General features: G+C 70.0%; 13 protein-coding genes and 1 tRNA gene. 2 read left to right on the forward strand and 12 right to left on the reverse strand.

Features of this window, described 5'->3' with window-relative positions:
* Positions 1-4 precede the first annotated feature (4 nt).
* The 9 genes from KZC57_RS06230 to KZC57_RS06270 form a co-directional block, all read right to left on the reverse strand.
* Positions 5-361, reverse strand: coding sequence for an iron chaperone (locus KZC57_RS06230; protein ID WP_105950306.1), 357 nt, complete (start codon positions 359-361; stop codon positions 5-7).
* Between the two features lie 40 nt (positions 362-401).
* Complete coding sequence (locus KZC57_RS06235; protein ID WP_085606301.1) at positions 402-1,205, reverse strand: amino acid ABC transporter ATP-binding protein; 804 nt, start codon at positions 1,203-1,205, stop codon at positions 402-404.
* Positions 1,192-1,857: an amino acid ABC transporter permease gene (locus KZC57_RS06240; RefSeq protein ID WP_144882383.1), complete on the reverse strand. Its 666-nt coding sequence runs from the start codon at positions 1,855-1,857 to the stop codon at positions 1,192-1,194. Before KZC57_RS06240 ends, KZC57_RS06235 begins: the two co-directional genes overlap by 14 nt.
* A gap of 3 nt (positions 1,858-1,860) precedes the next feature.
* Positions 1,861-2,676 (reverse strand): amino acid ABC transporter substrate-binding protein, encoded by an 816-nt coding sequence (locus KZC57_RS06245; protein ID WP_247641282.1) that lies wholly within the window; start codon positions 2,674-2,676, stop codon positions 1,861-1,863.
* Between the two features lie 199 nt (positions 2,677-2,875).
* Positions 2,876-3,565 (reverse strand): 50S ribosomal protein L1, encoded by a 690-nt coding sequence (gene rplA / locus KZC57_RS06250; protein ID WP_025102336.1) that lies wholly within the window; start codon positions 3,563-3,565, stop codon positions 2,876-2,878.
* An 11-nt stretch (positions 3,566-3,576) separates the two neighbouring features.
* Positions 3,577-4,008: a 50S ribosomal protein L11 gene (rplK, locus tag KZC57_RS06255; protein WP_025102337.1), complete on the reverse strand. Its 432-nt coding sequence runs from the start codon at positions 4,006-4,008 to the stop codon at positions 3,577-3,579.
* 284 nt (positions 4,009-4,292) lie between these two features.
* Complete coding sequence (nusG, locus tag KZC57_RS06260) at positions 4,293-5,327, reverse strand: transcription termination/antitermination protein NusG (protein ID WP_060923013.1); 1,035 nt, start codon at positions 5,325-5,327, stop codon at positions 4,293-4,295.
* Positions 5,328-5,369: 42 nt separating this feature from the next.
* Entirely contained in the window at positions 5,370-5,642 is a 273-nt protein-coding gene (gene secE, locus KZC57_RS06265) for a preprotein translocase subunit SecE (RefSeq protein WP_025102339.1), read from the reverse strand.
* A 39-nt stretch (positions 5,643-5,681) separates the two neighbouring features.
* Positions 5,682-5,754 (reverse strand) — tRNA-Trp (locus KZC57_RS06270).
* 192 nt (positions 5,755-5,946) lie between these two features.
* Between KZC57_RS06270 and KZC57_RS06275 the strand changes: the two genes are divergently transcribed.
* Together KZC57_RS06275 and KZC57_RS06280 are read left to right on the forward strand one after the other, a co-directional pair.
* Complete coding sequence (locus KZC57_RS06275) at positions 5,947-7,767, forward strand: HSP90 family protein (RefSeq protein ID WP_247641283.1); 1,821 nt, start codon at positions 5,947-5,949, stop codon at positions 7,765-7,767.
* 28 nt (positions 7,768-7,795) lie between these two features.
* On the forward strand, positions 7,796-10,588 hold the full coding sequence (locus tag KZC57_RS06280; RefSeq protein ID WP_247641284.1) for a hypothetical protein: 2,793 nt from the start codon (positions 7,796-7,798) through the stop codon (positions 10,586-10,588).
* A 62-nt stretch (positions 10,589-10,650) separates the two neighbouring features.
* On the opposite strand, the gene poxB is transcribed toward KZC57_RS06280, so the two are convergent.
* The 3 genes from poxB to KZC57_RS06295 all read right to left on the reverse strand — a co-directional run bounded on the left by poxB (position 10,651) and on the right by KZC57_RS06295 (position 14,341).
* On the reverse strand, positions 10,651-12,375 hold the full coding sequence (gene poxB / locus KZC57_RS06285; RefSeq protein WP_060923243.1) for a ubiquinone-dependent pyruvate dehydrogenase: 1,725 nt from the start codon (positions 12,373-12,375) through the stop codon (positions 10,651-10,653).
* Positions 12,376-12,415: 40 nt separating this feature from the next.
* Complete coding sequence (locus KZC57_RS06290) at positions 12,416-12,853, reverse strand: pyridoxamine 5'-phosphate oxidase family protein (protein WP_105950310.1); 438 nt, start codon at positions 12,851-12,853, stop codon at positions 12,416-12,418.
* 123 nt (positions 12,854-12,976) lie between these two features.
* Positions 12,977-14,341 (reverse strand): NAD-dependent succinate-semialdehyde dehydrogenase, encoded by a 1,365-nt coding sequence (locus tag KZC57_RS06295; protein WP_247641285.1) that lies wholly within the window; start codon positions 14,339-14,341, stop codon positions 12,977-12,979.
* Positions 14,342-14,371 lie beyond the last annotated feature (30 nt).

Here is a 14,371-nt window from a genome sequence, read left to right on the forward strand (position 1 = left end):
GCGTTCACCCGGCCTCGATCTGCGTCACCCGCGCCCGGATGAGCGCGCGGACCGCCTCCACCGGCAGGGGGTGCTCCGGCTGGAACCGGATCGTCCCCTTGTCGAGGCTGACCCCGGGGTGACCGTCGAGGAGGCCCGCCACGGCGGCGACCGCCTCGGGGCTGAACGGGTAGACGCCGATGTGCTTCTTCGCACGCATCACCGAGAGCAGCGGCTTGCCGTCGTACACGAGCGCCGGCATGCCGTAGCCGGTGCCCTGTTCCGCCTCCGGCACCTCCTCCGTGGCGATCGCGTACACGCCATCGATCACCGCACGGTCTGCGGCGTCGAGATCGGTCAGGTAGTCGTCGATGGTGCCCACGCACCGCATCCTGCCACCGATCGCCCGCGGGGTCGAGGACTCACGCGCCGTCGAGGGGCCGGAGGATGCGGGTGAGGAACCGCTGCGTGCGCTCGTGCTGCGGAGCGCTGAACAGCTCGGCGGGCGGCCCCTGCTCGACGACGACGCCGTCGTCCAGGAAGAGCACATGGTCTGCGGCCTCGCGGGCGAAGCTCAGCTCGTGGGTGACGACGGCCATCGTCCATCCCTCATCGGCGAGCTCCTTGATGACGAGCAGCACCTCTCCCACGAGCTCCGGGTCGAGCGCGCTCGTCGGCTCGTCGAACAGCAGCAGGTCCGGCTGCAGGGCCAGTGCCCGCACGATGCCCACCCGCTGCTGCTGCCCGCCGGAGAGCTGATGCGGCCGCGCGTCCGCCTTGTCGGCGAGACCGACCCGGGCGAGCAGCGCCTGCGCCTCGGCGACGACCTCGGCCTTCGGACGGCCCTGCACCCGCCACGGCCCTTCGATCACGTTCTCCAGCACGGTCAGGTGCGGGAAGAGGTTGTGATGCTGGAACACCATCGCCGACCGGTCACGCAACGCGAGCCGCTGCTGCTTCGCGACGCGGGGCTTCGGGCGGATCTCCGGTGCGAAGTCGATCTCCGGGCCCCCGGCCATCGCGATGGTGCCGGCGTCCGGGGTCTCCAGGCCGTTCAGGGCGCGCAGGACGGTCGTCTTCCCCGAGCCGCTGGGCCCGATGAGCACCACGACCTCGCCGCGGTGCAGGGTGAGGTCGAAGCCGCGCAGCACCTCGGTGGTGCCGAAGCTCTTGTGCAGGCCCCGTGCGGTGAGCAGCGGTTCGGCCGTGGGGTCAGTGCGCGACACGACTGTCGAGCCTCCTCTCCAGGGCGCTCTGCCCGAAGGAGAGCACCAGGCAGATCACCCAGTAGACCAGCGCCGCAGCCAGGTACAGCACCATGAACTCGAGCGTGGCGGAGGCGATCTGCTGCGCCACCTTGAACAGCTCCGTCACGAGGATCAGCGAGGTGAGGGAGGTGTCCTTCACGAGCGAGATGAACGTGTTGGACAGCGGCGGCACCGACACCCGGGCGGCCTGCGGCAGGATGATGCGGGTCAACGTGCGGGTGCGGTTCATCCCCACCGTGTACGCGGCCTCCCACTGCCCCTTCGGGACCGAGAGGATCGCCGCCCGCACGACCTCGGCGCCGTAGCCGCCGACGTTGAGCGAGAGTGCGATGATGGCGCTCGGCCACGGATCGAGGGTCACCCCGACGGACGGCAGGCCGAAGAAGATCACGAAGAGCTGCACGAGCATCGGCGTGCCGCGGATCACCGAGATGTAGAACCGCGCGATGCCGGACACGACTGGATGCACCGAGATCCGCATCAGCGCCATGCCGATCGCGATCACGAGCCCCAGGACGAACGACACCAGGGCGAGCGGGATCGTCGCCGTCAGCCCCGCCCAGGCGATCGGCCCGAGCGAGGAGAAGAAGAGCTCCCAGGGATTCTGCATCGCCTACTGCGAGACGTCTTCGCCGAAGTACTTCTCGCTGATCTCGGCCAGGGTGCCGTCGGCACGGAGCTTGTCGAGCGCCTCGTCGACCGCATCGACGAGCGCCTCCTTGTCCTTCGTGAACACGAAGGCCTGCTCCCCGGCGTCGTCGGTCTCCGCGGCGATCTTCAGGCCCGTCGGGCTGTTGGTCGTCTCGTAGTCGAGGAAGGTCAGCTTGTCGTTGACGGTCGCGTCCACCCGCCCCTGGCGGAGGAGCTCCACGGCCTGCGCCCAGCCCTCGACGCCCTCGACCTTGGCACCGGACTCGGTGGCCAGCTCGTACCAGTTGCTCGTGAGGGACTGGGCCGTCGTCTTGCCCTCGAGGTCGTCGAAGGAGGAGATGGAGTCGTCGTCCTCCTTGACCACGATCACGCCGGGCGACACCGTGTACGGGGTGCTGAAGAGGTACTTCGCCTCGCGCTCGTCGTTGATCGACACCTGGTTCGCGATCACGTCGAAGCGGCTGGCATCGAGGCCCGCGAAGATCGCGTCCCACTGGGTCTCCTGGAACTCGACCTTCAGGCCGAGCTCGTCGGCGACGGCCTGGATGATCTCGACGTCGTAGCCGGTGAGATCGCCGGAGCCGCCGTCGGCGTGGAAGCTGAACGGGCGGTAGGTGCCCTCGGTCGCGACCGTCAGCGTGCCGTCCTTGACCAGGCCGAAGTCGGAGCCGGCGGCGCTCTCGCCGTCGGTGCTCGCGGGCGTGCTCGAGCCGCTGCAGGCGGTCAGGGCCGCGGCGGCGACGACGAGTGCGGTGACGGCGATGAGACGACGGGACATGGACCCTCCTGGGGCGAGAAAGCGCGGATGCGAGTTTACGCGACGACCGCGGGAACTCCCCCACAGTACGCGGCGCCTCCGACCTTGCCCGCATCGGATGACGCCGGATGTCGGGGCGGCGAGGCCTCCGGGAACGCAGAACGCCCCCGAGGAGGACCCGGGGGCGTTCGGTGCGACGGGTGCGAGACCCGTCGACGCGTCAGATGGCGTTGACGTCCAGCGGGATGCCGGGGCCGAACGTGGTCGACACCGCACCCTTCTGGATGTAACGGCCCTTGGCGCTGGACGGCTTGAGGCGGACGATCTCCTCGAGAGCGGCGTCGATGTTCTCGTTCAGCTGCTCGGCCGAGAACGAGGCCTTGCCGATGACGAAGTGCACGTTGGCGTGCTTGTCGACGCGGAACTCGATCTTTCCGCCCTTGATCTCCTCGACGGCCTTGGCCGGGTTCGGAGTCACGGTGCCGGTCTTCGGGTTCGGCATCAGGCCACGGGGACCGAGCACCTTGCCGAGACGACCGACCTGGCCCATGAGCTCCGGGGTCGAGACCGCGGAGTCGAAGTTGGTCCAGCCGTCGGCGACCTTCTGGATGAGCTCGGCGCCGCCGACCTCATCGGCGCCGGCGGCGATCGCAGCCTCGGCCGCGGGGCCGGTGGCGAACACGATGACGCGGGCGGTCTTACCGGTGCCGTGGGGCAGGATGACGGTGCCGCGCACCATCTGGTCCGCCTTGCGGGGGTCGACGGCGAGCTTCAGCGCGACCTCGACGGTCGAGTCGAACTTCGCCGAACCGGTCTCCTTCGCGAGCGCGACGGCCTCGGACGGCGTGTAGAAACGGTCTGCCTCGATCTTCTCGGCGGCAGCCTTGTAAGCCTTGGACTTGGTAGCCATGATTATTCTCCTCAGCCCTCGACCGTGATGCCCATGGAACGGGCGGTGCCGGCGATGATCTTCGAGGCGGCCTCGATGTCGTTCGCGTTCAGGTCGGCCTGCTTCTGCTCGGCGATCTGACGGACCTGGTCCTTGGTGATCTTGCCGACCTTGACGGTGTGCGGGGTGGCCGAAGCCTTCTGCACGCCGGCGGCCTTCTTGATGAGCTCCGCCGCGGGCGGGGTCTTCAGGACGAAGGTGAAGCTGCGGTCCTCGTAGACGGTGATCTCGACGGGGATGACGTTGCCGCGCTGCGACTCGGTCGCGGCGTTGTACGCCTTGCAGAACTCCATGATGTTGACGCCATGCTGACCGAGCGCGGGGCCGATCGGCGGCGCCGGGTTGGCGGCACCGGCGTTGATCTGAAGCTTGATCAGGCCGGTCACCTTCTTCTTCGGTGCCATTCTCTTTCCTTTCCTCGAGGCGGATGCGAGCATCCGCTTCTCCCACGGCTCCGGCCTCTCCGGCCCGTGGTCGTCTGCGCGCCCTTCGACAAGCTCAGGGACCCATGCGGGCTATCGCACAAACCACGTAAGTCTACCTGATCTCTCCCCCGCTGGCGAGCCGGCCCCTTCCGTACGAGCCGGCCCGTTGCGTACGTCCGCAAGGGGCCGGGAGACACGAAAGGGGGTGGGTCGGGGGAAAGAAAACGGCCGCCCCTGAAGAGGCGGCCGTTCTCGAGACAGTGTCAGATCATCTTGGTGACCTGGTCGAACGACAGCTCGACCGGGGTCTCGCGCTCGAAGAGGGAGACGAGGACCGTGAGCTTGCCGCTCTCCGGCTTGATCTCGCTGATCGAACCGGGAAGACCCGCGAACGAGCCCTCCTTGATCGTGATGGTCTCGCCGATCTCGAAGTCGACCTCGGCGGGAAGCGGGCGGGCGACGGCGACGCCGCCCTTGGCCGCGATGTTCTTGGCGGTCGGGACGTCCTTGACCTCGACGAGGGACTTCAGCATGTTGAAGGCCTCTTCGAAGCGCAGCGGCGTCGGGTTGTGGGCGTTGCCCACGAAGCCGGTGACGCCGGGGGTGTGCCGCACGACCGACCAGGTGTCTTCCGTGAGCTCCATGCGCACCAGCACGTAGCCGGGGATGCGCACACGGGTGACCATCTTGCGCTGGCCGTTCTTGATCTCGACGACGTCCTCCATCGGGACCTCGACCTGGTAGATCTCGTCCTCGACCTCGAGCGTCGACTTGCGCTGCTCGATGTTCGCCTTGACCTTGCGCTCGAAGCCGGCGTACGAGTGGATGACGTACCACTTGCCGGGGAGCATGCGCAGGTCCATGCGGAAGGCCTCGTACGGGTCTTCCTCGGAAGCCGACTCGTCGTCGTCGGACTCGGCGGCGGGACGGTCGTCCTCGCCGTTCACGTCAGGTCCCTCGTACGGGGTGACCTCGTCGGCCGCCTCGGCCTCCTGCTCCGCGACCTCCTCGGCCACGGAATCGTTGAGGACCTCGGCGGCGGCTTCGGACTCCGCGGCTTCGTCCAGGTTCAGAGCGTCGTTCACGATGGCGTCCGCCTCCGGGTCGTCGATGTCGATGTCGATGTCTTCCGTCTCCTGCTCGCCGTCCTCGTCCTCGACGTGGACCGCGACGTGCTCGGCAGAGGTGACCGAGAGCTCCTCGGCGGCGAGCACGTTGCCCTCCTGGGCCTCGTCCTCCTCGCTGGACTGCTCTGCGGCGGTCGCCCAGTCGGCGTCGTCGGAATATCGTTCAGACACGTTGCTTCTTCTCCATAGCTGCGGCTGTCGCCGCGGGGGTCATCAGCCAGGGATTCCGAACACGTAGTGCGTCAGGAGCCCGAAGACGTAGTCGAGACCGTAGACGATGCCCATGACGATCAGGACGAAGACGAGCACCACACCCGTGAACTTGAAAAGCTCCTTGCGGGTCGGGGTGACGACCTTGCGCAGTTCGGCGATGACCTGGCGGATGAACAGGGCGATGCCCCCGAAGAACCGGGAGAAGGGGTTGCCCTTCTTCTGGCGCGTGGCGCCGGCCGCGACGACGTCGCCGCGCGGTTCGTCCTGATCCATCCTGAATGTACCTTTCGTGTGTCAGCGTGCGCTGACGCGCAGGGCGGACAGGAATCGAACCTGCAACCTGCGGTTTTGGAGACCGCTGCTCTGCCAATTGAGCTACCGCCCTAGAGACCCGGAGGTCTCGGGGATGCCCTCCCCACCCTGCCACCGGCCGATGTCGTAGACGCCAGGCACGGCGAAAGAATGCAGAGAACAACTGCTCACCAAGCATACGGCATCGATCCGGTGGTGCCGAACAGGAAGCGGAACCCGCGTTGTTGCTAGGCTCGGCGGGCGGACGAAGCAGGAAGGGACGCATGTGAGTGGGGATGTGCAGCAGTTCCAGGTGGATCTGCGCGGAGTCGTCGATCTGCTCAGCCGGCACATCTACTCCAGTCCCCGGGTCTATCTGCGGGAGCTGCTCCAGAACGCGAGGGACGCGATCGCGGCGCGCCGTGAGGTCGACGGGGGCGGGAGCCGCATCCGCATCACGCCGCTCACCGCGCAGACCGGTGAGTTCGTGCTCCGCGACGACGGGGTGGGCCTGACCGCAGCCGAGGTCGCCGATCTGCTCGCGACCGTCGGACGCAGCTCCAAGCGGGACATCTTCGACCTCCCCCGGAGCGACTTCCTCGGCCAGTTCGGCATCGGGCTGCTGAGCTGCTTCATGGTCGCCGACACCATCGTCATCCGCTCCCGCAGCGCCAGAGGCGGACCCGCGGTGGAGTGGACGGGCAGCGCCGACGGCACGTTCCGCGTCGTGGAGATCGACGACGACCTGCCGATCGGCACCAGCGTGCACCTCGTGCCGCGCTTCGACGCCGACGAGCTGCTGCGGCCGGCGGCCGTGCACGAGCTCGCGACCACGTTCGGGGAGTTCCTGCCGGTGCGGGTGACCATCGACGCGCCGGGCGGGGACATCGACGTGACGCGCGAGCCGCCCTTCCTCGACTCCGCCGCCGACATCGAGGCGGCCGTGCAGTACGGTCGCGACCTGCTCGGGGCCGCCCCGCTGGACGTGATCCCGCTGAGCGAGCCGGCGACCGGGACGCAGGGCCTGGCGTACGTGCTGCCCTTCGCACCCCCGCCCGGCGCCCGCCAGGCGACCCGTATGTACCTGGGGCGCATGCTGCTGTCCGAGCGCGTCGACGACGTCCTGCCCGACTGGGCCTTCTTCGTGCGCGCCGTCGTCGACTCCACCGGCCTCGCACCGACCGCGAGCCGCGAATCCCTCGTCGAGGACACGGCCCTGGAGCACGTCCGGGAGCAACTCGGCGCCGGGATCCGCCGCTGGGTGCTCGAACTCGGGCTGCGCGAACCGCATCGTCTCGCGCAGTTCGTCGCCGTGCACGAGGTCGGACTCAAGTCCCTGGTGCGCCACGATGAGGAGCTCGCGCGCTTCATCACCCGCTGGCTCACCGTGGAGACGACGCACGGCACGCTGCGGATCGGCGAGCTCGTGGAGCGTTACCCTCACGTGCGCTACGCCCAGACCGTCGACGAGTTCCGCCAGGTGGCGGGCATCTCCCCCTCGGACGAGGTGCTCGTCAACGGCGGCTACCTCTATGACGCCGATCTGATCCGCCTGCTCCCCGACCTCTACCCGCAGGTCACGGTCGAGCAGGTCGATGTGACCGGGGAGCTCGATCGCCTCGACCCGCCGCCGCTCGACGACCGGGACATCGCGATGGCGTTGGAGTCCCGCGCCGGCGCCGTGCTCGCCGCCTCCGACTGTGCCGTCGTGGTCAGGGCGATCGATCGCCCCGAGCTGACCGGGCTCTACGTCGCGGATCCCGAGGTGCTGCGGACGATCGATCGTGGACGCACCAAAGGCATCGCGAGCACGCTCTGGGGCGGGGTGCTCGACCGCATCGACCAGACGCTCTCGTCCGCGCGAGACGACGACCTCACGGCGCGGCTGTGCCTGAACTGGTCCAACCGCGTCGTCCGCGCCCTCGTCCGTGTCGAGGACGACGCCGTGTTCGCGCGCACGGTCCAACTCCTCTACATCCAGGCGCTCCTCGCAGGTCACCACCCGCTCTCGGACGCCGATCGGGCGCTCATGACCAGCGCCCTCTCCGACCTCGTCTCGCTCTCCGCCGGCCTCGAGGGGGACACGCTCCCCTTCGACGCGCGCTGACACCCCCGACTACCCGAAAGGGCCCTCCATGGCACGTCCGAAGAAGCGCTTCCAGCAGCTCATCGAGGAGATCGATCGCACCCCGTGGGGCCCGGCCGAGCAGGCCCTCGTGGCGGAGGCCGTCGCGCTGGCCATCGAGATCGGCGATGAACGGCTGGAGTACGAGGCCCGGATGCGCCAGACCGCCTCGGCGAACATGGTCGGGGCCACCGACGTCATGCTCAACTCCTTCGCCTGGTGCCTGGCGCATCACGACGCCGACCCGCAGCGGTTCCCCGCCGACCTCGACAACGGCGGGGCCGACCTCATGTGGCAGTTCAAGTGGATGGCGTCGTCCCTGCGCTCCTCCCCCGCCTTCTCGCAGGAGCAGATCACGGCGGTGCTCGACGACATGGAGGCGCACTACCGCGCCGCAGGGCTCGGCCTCAGCGGCGTGCTGACCGCCCGCTTCGAGGACGCCTGGGATTCCGGTCGGTTCGACGCCGCCGAGGCCCTCCGGGTGCAGCTCGAGGCCACGCCGCGCGACGAGCACAGCCACTGCGATGCGTGCAGCCGCAGCCAGTTCGCGGGATTCTTCGCGGAGACCGACCGGGACGCCGACGCGATCCGCCTCGTCGAGGAGATGCTCGAGGGCGGGTTCTCGTGCGGCGAAGAGCCGGAGCACGCCCTGTCCCGCGTGCTGCTGCCGTATCTGCGTGCCGGTCGCGCGGAGGACGCGAAGACCGCGCACCTGCGCAGCTACCGCCTGGCGAAGGACAACCCGGACAACCTGCGCATCGTGGCCAACAACATCGTGTTCGCCGCGATCACCGGCAACGAGGCGCGGGCGCTGGCCCTGATCGAGAAGCACATCGCGTGGCTGGCCCACGACGGCCTCAACGTCGACGCGCACTTCGCCGCCCTCACCGCCTTCGCGGTCGCTCTCGACCGCGTCACCGCCGCCGGACACGGCGACACCCCGGTCCGCGGCGCCGACGCCCCGGCGCTCGTGCCGCTGCTGGGCGCGCACGACGGCCCGTGGAGCGCCGCCGAGCTCGCCGCGACCGCCTGGTCGACGGCCGAGCGCATCGGCGCACAGTTCGACGAGCGGGACGGCACTGACGGCCACGCCCGCAGCCTCGCCCGGATGCGCGCTCTCGCCGACGAGAGCTACGACGTCCCGATCCGCTCCGACGCGTTCGTCGCCCCCGCGCCGGCCACGACCCCGACCGACCCGGACGGCTGGTTCGAGCGGGCGATGCAGCTCGCGCAGTTCGGCGCCGAGCAGGAGACCCTCGCCGCCCTCCCGCACGCCCTGGAGATCGACGACGCCGCCAAGCGCGCGCAGCTCCTGTCGATGCACCTCGGCATCCTCGTCGCACTCGATCGCGTGGACGAGGCCGAGCGCCTTCTCCCCGAACGGATCGCCGCGCTTCGGGCCGCCGGGAACGACGCGCAGGCCGACCTCGAGGAGCGGCTCGGCCTGGCGACCTTCGGCCTGCACACCGACGAGACCATGGCGGCGCTCGAAGAGGAACTGGCCGAGGCCGACCGTCTTCCCGCGTGGTCGCGCGGCGATCTGGCGATCAGCCGCGCGTCGCTGCACCTCCGGGCGGAGGAGCCGGATGCGGCGCTCGACCTCGCCGAGCTCGCCGCGCGCTCGTTCGCGGAGGCCGAGGACACCCGGCTGTCCAACACCACGACCCTCGTGGCGATCGGCGCCGTGCTGAGCAAGGGCGACCTCGACGCCGGTCGCACGCTCCTCGACCGCTTCCTCTCCCAGGAGGACCTGTCCGCCGGACACCGGGCCCACGCGCTGCAGACCCGGGCCCGCGTACGCGGCGGCACGGGTGCGTACCAGGACGGGGCCGTCGACGCCGACGAGGTGTGCCGGCTGCTCGCCGAACTCGGCGCCACCCGCGCTCTCGCCGAGGCCCATGTGCTCGCGGGCGCGCTCTGGGAGGACGCCGAGGAGCCCGAGAAGGCCGTCGCCCGCTACCGTCTGGCCGCTCGCCTGCAGGACGACGGCGATCGCACCGGCGTCGACTTCCGGCTGGCCAGGGCGATGCTCCGCGCGGGAGACGCGGAGGAGGCAGCCGAGCTCTTCGGCGACGTGCTCCAACGCGAGGAGAACGCCGAGACTCCTGCGGGTTCGCGCGCCATGACCGCCTCGCTCCTGGCCCGGTCGCTCGCCGAGTCCGGCGAGTTCGGTCAGGCGGTCGGCGCACACGGCTACGCGGCCGAGCTGTTCGGGCAGGCGGAGTCCCACGCCGACCAGGCCATGGCCATGACGGAGCAGGCGAAGATCCTCGCCCGGTTCGAGGAGCACGACGACGCCGTCCGGCTGCTGGAGGGCGCTGCGGACATCGTGCGGCGTGCCCCCGAGGCCGTCGGCGCGCTGTCCGAGGTGCTGCACAGCCTCGGCCAGGCCTACGCAGGCCGGGGTGACGAGCGCGCCTTCCCGCTCTTCGACGAGGTCGCCGCGCTCGCCCAGGAGCATGAAGCCGGCTGGCTGCTCGCTGACGTGACCGACTCTCGCGGCCGCGCGCTCGCTCAGCTGGGCCGGACCGATGAGGCCGTCGCCGCGGCTCTCACCGCCGCCGACGGTTTCGCGGCGCTCGGCGACCAGGGCGCCGCCGGAAGCTCGGAACTCTTCGCGGGCCGGGTGCTCGCGGGGAACGACCGCCCGGCCGATGCCGTGCCGGTGTACCGGAGCGCCCTGGAGCATGCCGAGGGCTTCCCACCGCTGCGTCAGGTGGCGGCGCTGGAGCTCGGCGACATGCTGGAGGCACTGGGGCGGCACGCCGAGGCCGCAGAGGTCAGGGCACTCGTCGAGAGCTGACACGACACCGGCTCGGGATCCGGAGGGGGTCCCGAGCCGGCGTCACGTGGCGGAGGGCCGCGTCAGAAGAGCTGACGCCAGTTCGCCCGTGCGAGGTCGAGCAGCTCGTCGCCGCGACCCGACATGACCGTGCGGATGGCGTAGAGCGCGAAGCCCTTGACCTGCGCGGCCTCGATCGCGGGCGGCATGGACAGCTCCTGGCGCTCGGTCACGACGTCGAGGAGCGCGGGACCGTCGTGCGCGAGGACCTCGCGGACGGCCTCCGGCAGATCCTCGCTGCGCTCCACCCGACGGGCGAAGATGCCCATGGCCTCGGCGATCGCCGCGAAGCTGGGGTTGTCCAACCCGGTGCCGTAGGTGACGAAGCCGGCGGCCTTCATCTCCAGCTCCACGAAGTTCAGCGACGAGTTGTTCACCACGATCGTCTTGACCGGGAGACCGTTCTGGGTGAGCGTGAGCAGCTCGCCGAGCATCATCGCGAGGCCGCCGTCGCCGGCGAGCGCCACGACCTGACGATCCGGATGCGCGACCTGCGCGCCGATGCCGTGCATCAGGGCGTTCGCCATCGAGCCGTGCGTGAACGATCCGATCAGCCGGCGCCCCTCGGTCATGGACAGGTAGCGCGCGGCCCAGACGGTGGGCGAGCCCACGTCGGCGGTGAAGATCGCGTCGTCGGCGGCGTACTCGTCCAGGAGTCGGGCGAGGTACTGCGGATGGATGGGCCGCTTTCCCTTGGCCGGCACCGCGAGCTCGTCGAGCTTCTTGCGCGTCTTCCGGTAGTGGGCCACGGCGTCGTCGAGGTGGCCGCGGTCGTCCTTCCGCGCGAGACGGGGCAGCAGGGCTTCGGCGGTCGCCTTCACGTCACCGACGAGGCCGAGGTCGAGCGGGTGCCGCTTGCCGAGCTGGGACCCGCGGATGTCGACCTGGATGGTGGTCGCGTGCTCCGGGTAGAACTGCTCGTACGGGAAGTCGCTGCCGAGGACGAGGAGCGTGTCGGCGGCCTCCATGGCCCGGTAGCCGGACGCGAAGCCGAGCAGCCCGGTCATCCCGACGTCGAACGGGTTGTCGTACTCGATGAACTCCTTGCCCCGCAGCGCGTGGACGATGGGGGCTCCGAGCGCGTCGGCGAGCGCGATCACCTCGTCGTGCGCACCCTCCACGCCGGCCCCGGCGAGGATGGTCACCTTCTTCGCCGCGTTCAGCATGGTCGCGGCCTTCTCCAGCTCCGGGCCGCTGGGCTGGATCAGCGGGCGGGTGCGCTCGATCACCACAGCGCGGTCGTCCGCGATCTCGGACAGCGCCACGTCACCCGGGATCACGAGGACGGCGACGCCGCGCTGCTCGATGGCCGCGCGCATCGCGATCTCCATCAGCCGCGGCATCTGCGACGGGTCAGCAACGTACTCGACGTACACGCTGCACTCGCGGAACAGCTCCTGCGGGTGGGTCTCCTGGAAGTACCCGGTGCCGATCTCGACGGTCGGGATGTGCGCGGCGATGGCCAGCACCGGCACGCGGGAGCGCTGCGCGTCGTACAGGCCGTTGATGAGGTGCAGGTTGCCGGGGCCGCACGAGCCCGCCACGACGGCGAGGTCTCCGGTGGTGCCGGCGTCGGCCGCGGCGGCGAAGGCGGCGGACTCCTCGTGGCGTACGTGCACCCAGCGGATCCGGCCGTCCTTGCGGAGGGCGTCCGTGAGTCCGTTCAGGGAGTCGCCCGGGATGCCGTAGACCCGGTCGACTCCGTTGGCGTTCAGAGTCTTGACGATGTTCTCAGCGACGTTGGCCATACCCCGACCCTACGCCCGCCGAGGCCTCCCCGGGCCGGGCTCAGTACTCCTGCGGGCCGTCCCGGTCGGGCTCGGGATCGCGCCGGAACGCGCGGCCGGACACCGACGCCGGGGCGATGCGCACGTACACGCGCTTGTCGGTCGGGATCCACGGACGCAGACCCGCCGCCTCCGCCCGCTCGATGTCGGCGTCGGTCTCCAGAGCCTCCGCACGCCCGCGCACGATGACGCTCCAGGCGGCGGTGTCCGTGTGGTCGTCGACCTCGAAGAGCACGTCGGCGTTGACCGTCAGCTCGAACAGCTTGCTCCCGGGGGCCGTGCGGAACAGGAGTCCTTCGCCGTCCACGGCATAGTTCACGGGGAAGATGTCGATGGTCTCGCCGACCCGGGTCACGAGCCGCCCGAGCTCCTGGCTGCGCAGGTGCTCCCAGCTCTGCTCCGCGGTGAGGGACTGGACCGGATCCGTGTGCGCACTCATGCCGCCATTGTGCCTCGTCCGTCCTCGACGCGCACCCCCGTCGACCCGGCCCCTCTCGTGCGAGCGGCCCCCTTGCGTGCGCACGCAAGGGGGCCGCTCGGCCGCAAGGGGGTGGGTCGACGGTCAGCCGATGCGGATCAGCTTCTTGTTGACGAACTCGTCGGCGGCCAGGTGGCCGAGCTCCCGAGCCGTGCCGCTGCGCTTGATGCCGCCGAACGGGAGCTCGGGGCTGTCGGCGAGCACGAGGTTCACGTAGACCATGCCGGCCTCGATCCTGTCGGCCACCCGCTCCGCCTGCGCCTCGTCCGTCGTGAAGACGTAGGAGCCGAGACCGAACGTGGTGTCGTTGGCCAGCGCGACCGCCGCCTCCTCGTCCGCGACACGGTAGACGACGGCCGCGGGGCCGAACAGCTCCTCGCGGTAGACGTCCATCTCCGGGGTCACGTCGGCGAGCACGGTCGGTGCGAAGAACGCCCCGTCGCGCGTGCCGCCCGTGAGCAGGGTCGCACCTTGGGCCACGGCGGTGTCGATCTGCTTCTGCAGGTTCTCCGCCGCCGCCTCCGACGAGACCGGGCCGAGGACCGTGTCGTCGAGCGTGGGATCGGTCGCCTCGACGGCCGCCATCGCCGCCGTGAACTTCTCCACGAACGCGTCGTAGAGGTCGTCGACGATGATGAAGCGCTTGGCGCCGTTGCAGGCCTGCCCGTTGTTGTCGAGGCGCGCGTCCACGCCCGCCTGCACGGTGGCGTCGAGGTCGTCGGTGGAGAGCACGATGAACGGGTCGGACCCGCCGAGCTCCAGTGCGACCTTCTTGAGGTTGCGGCCCGCGACCTCGGCGACCGCGGCGCCTGCACGCTCGGAGCCGGTCAGCGACACGCCCTGAACCCGCCAGTCCGCGATCATCGCCGCGATCTGGTCGTTCGTGGCGAGCACGTTCTGGTACGCGCCCTTGGGGAAGCCGGCGTCGTGGTAGATCGCCTCGATCGCGCTCGACGACTCCGGGCACTGCGGCGCGGGCTTCAGAAGGATCGTGTTGCCGACGATCAGGTTCGGCGCGGCGAAGCGCACGATCTGGTACGCCGGGAAGTTCCACGGCATGATGCCCACGAGCGGTCCCAGCGAGGAGCGGCGGATGATCGCCGACCCCTCCCCGAGGATCTTGATGGGCTGGTCGGCCATGATGTCCTCGGCCTGGTCCGCGTAGTACTCCGCGATGTCGGCGGCGAAGTCGACCTCGCCGAGTGCGGCTTCCCGCGGCTTGCCCATCTCGCGCACGAAGATGTCGGCCAGCTCCTCGCGGCGCTCGCGGTGCAGCTCGGCCGCACGGCGCAGCAGCGCGGCACGGTCGGCGACCGTGGTGGAGCGCGACCACTCGCGGTGGGCCTCGTCCCCGGCGGCGACGGCCTCCTCGATCTGCGCGTCGGTGAACGTGTCGTACGACGCCAGGGTCTCGCCAGTGGCGGGGTTGACGACGGCGTAGTCGGTCATGAGTTGTCCTCTCGTGTGCTGGGGCCCTTC

Origin of the sequence: Microbacterium sp. KSW4-4, from assembly GCF_023091185.1 — a bacterium.
Taxonomy (GTDB): Bacteria; Actinomycetota; Actinomycetes; order Actinomycetales; family Microbacteriaceae; genus Microbacterium; species Microbacterium paraoxydans.

Coding starts and splice junctions, on each gene's coding strand:
- KZC57_RS06240 (WP_144882383.1), bottom strand. CDS start 1,857: ATGCAGAATCCCTGGGAGCTCTTCTTCTCCTCGCTCGGGCCGATCGCC.
- KZC57_RS06245 (WP_247641282.1), bottom strand. CDS start 2,676: ATGTCCCGTCGTCTCATCGCCGTCACCGCACTCGTCGTCGCCGCCGCG.
- rplA (WP_025102336.1), bottom strand. CDS start 3,565: ATGGCTACCAAGTCCAAGGCTTACAAGGCTGCCGCCGAGAAGATCGAG.
- rplK (WP_025102337.1), bottom strand. CDS start 4,008: ATGGCACCGAAGAAGAAGGTGACCGGCCTGATCAAGCTTCAGATCAAC.
- secE (WP_025102339.1), bottom strand. CDS start 5,642: ATGGATCAGGACGAACCGCGCGGCGACGTCGTCGCGGCCGGCGCCACG.
- KZC57_RS06280 (WP_247641284.1), top strand. CDS start 7,796: ATGGCACGTCCGAAGAAGCGCTTCCAGCAGCTCATCGAGGAGATCGAT.
- poxB (WP_060923243.1), bottom strand. CDS start 12,375: ATGGCCAACGTCGCTGAGAACATCGTCAAGACTCTGAACGCCAACGGA.
- KZC57_RS06290 (WP_105950310.1), bottom strand. CDS start 12,853: ATGAGTGCGCACACGGATCCGGTCCAGTCCCTCACCGCGGAGCAGAGC.
- KZC57_RS06295 (WP_247641285.1), bottom strand. CDS start 14,341: ATGACCGACTACGCCGTCGTCAACCCCGCCACTGGCGAGACCCTGGCG.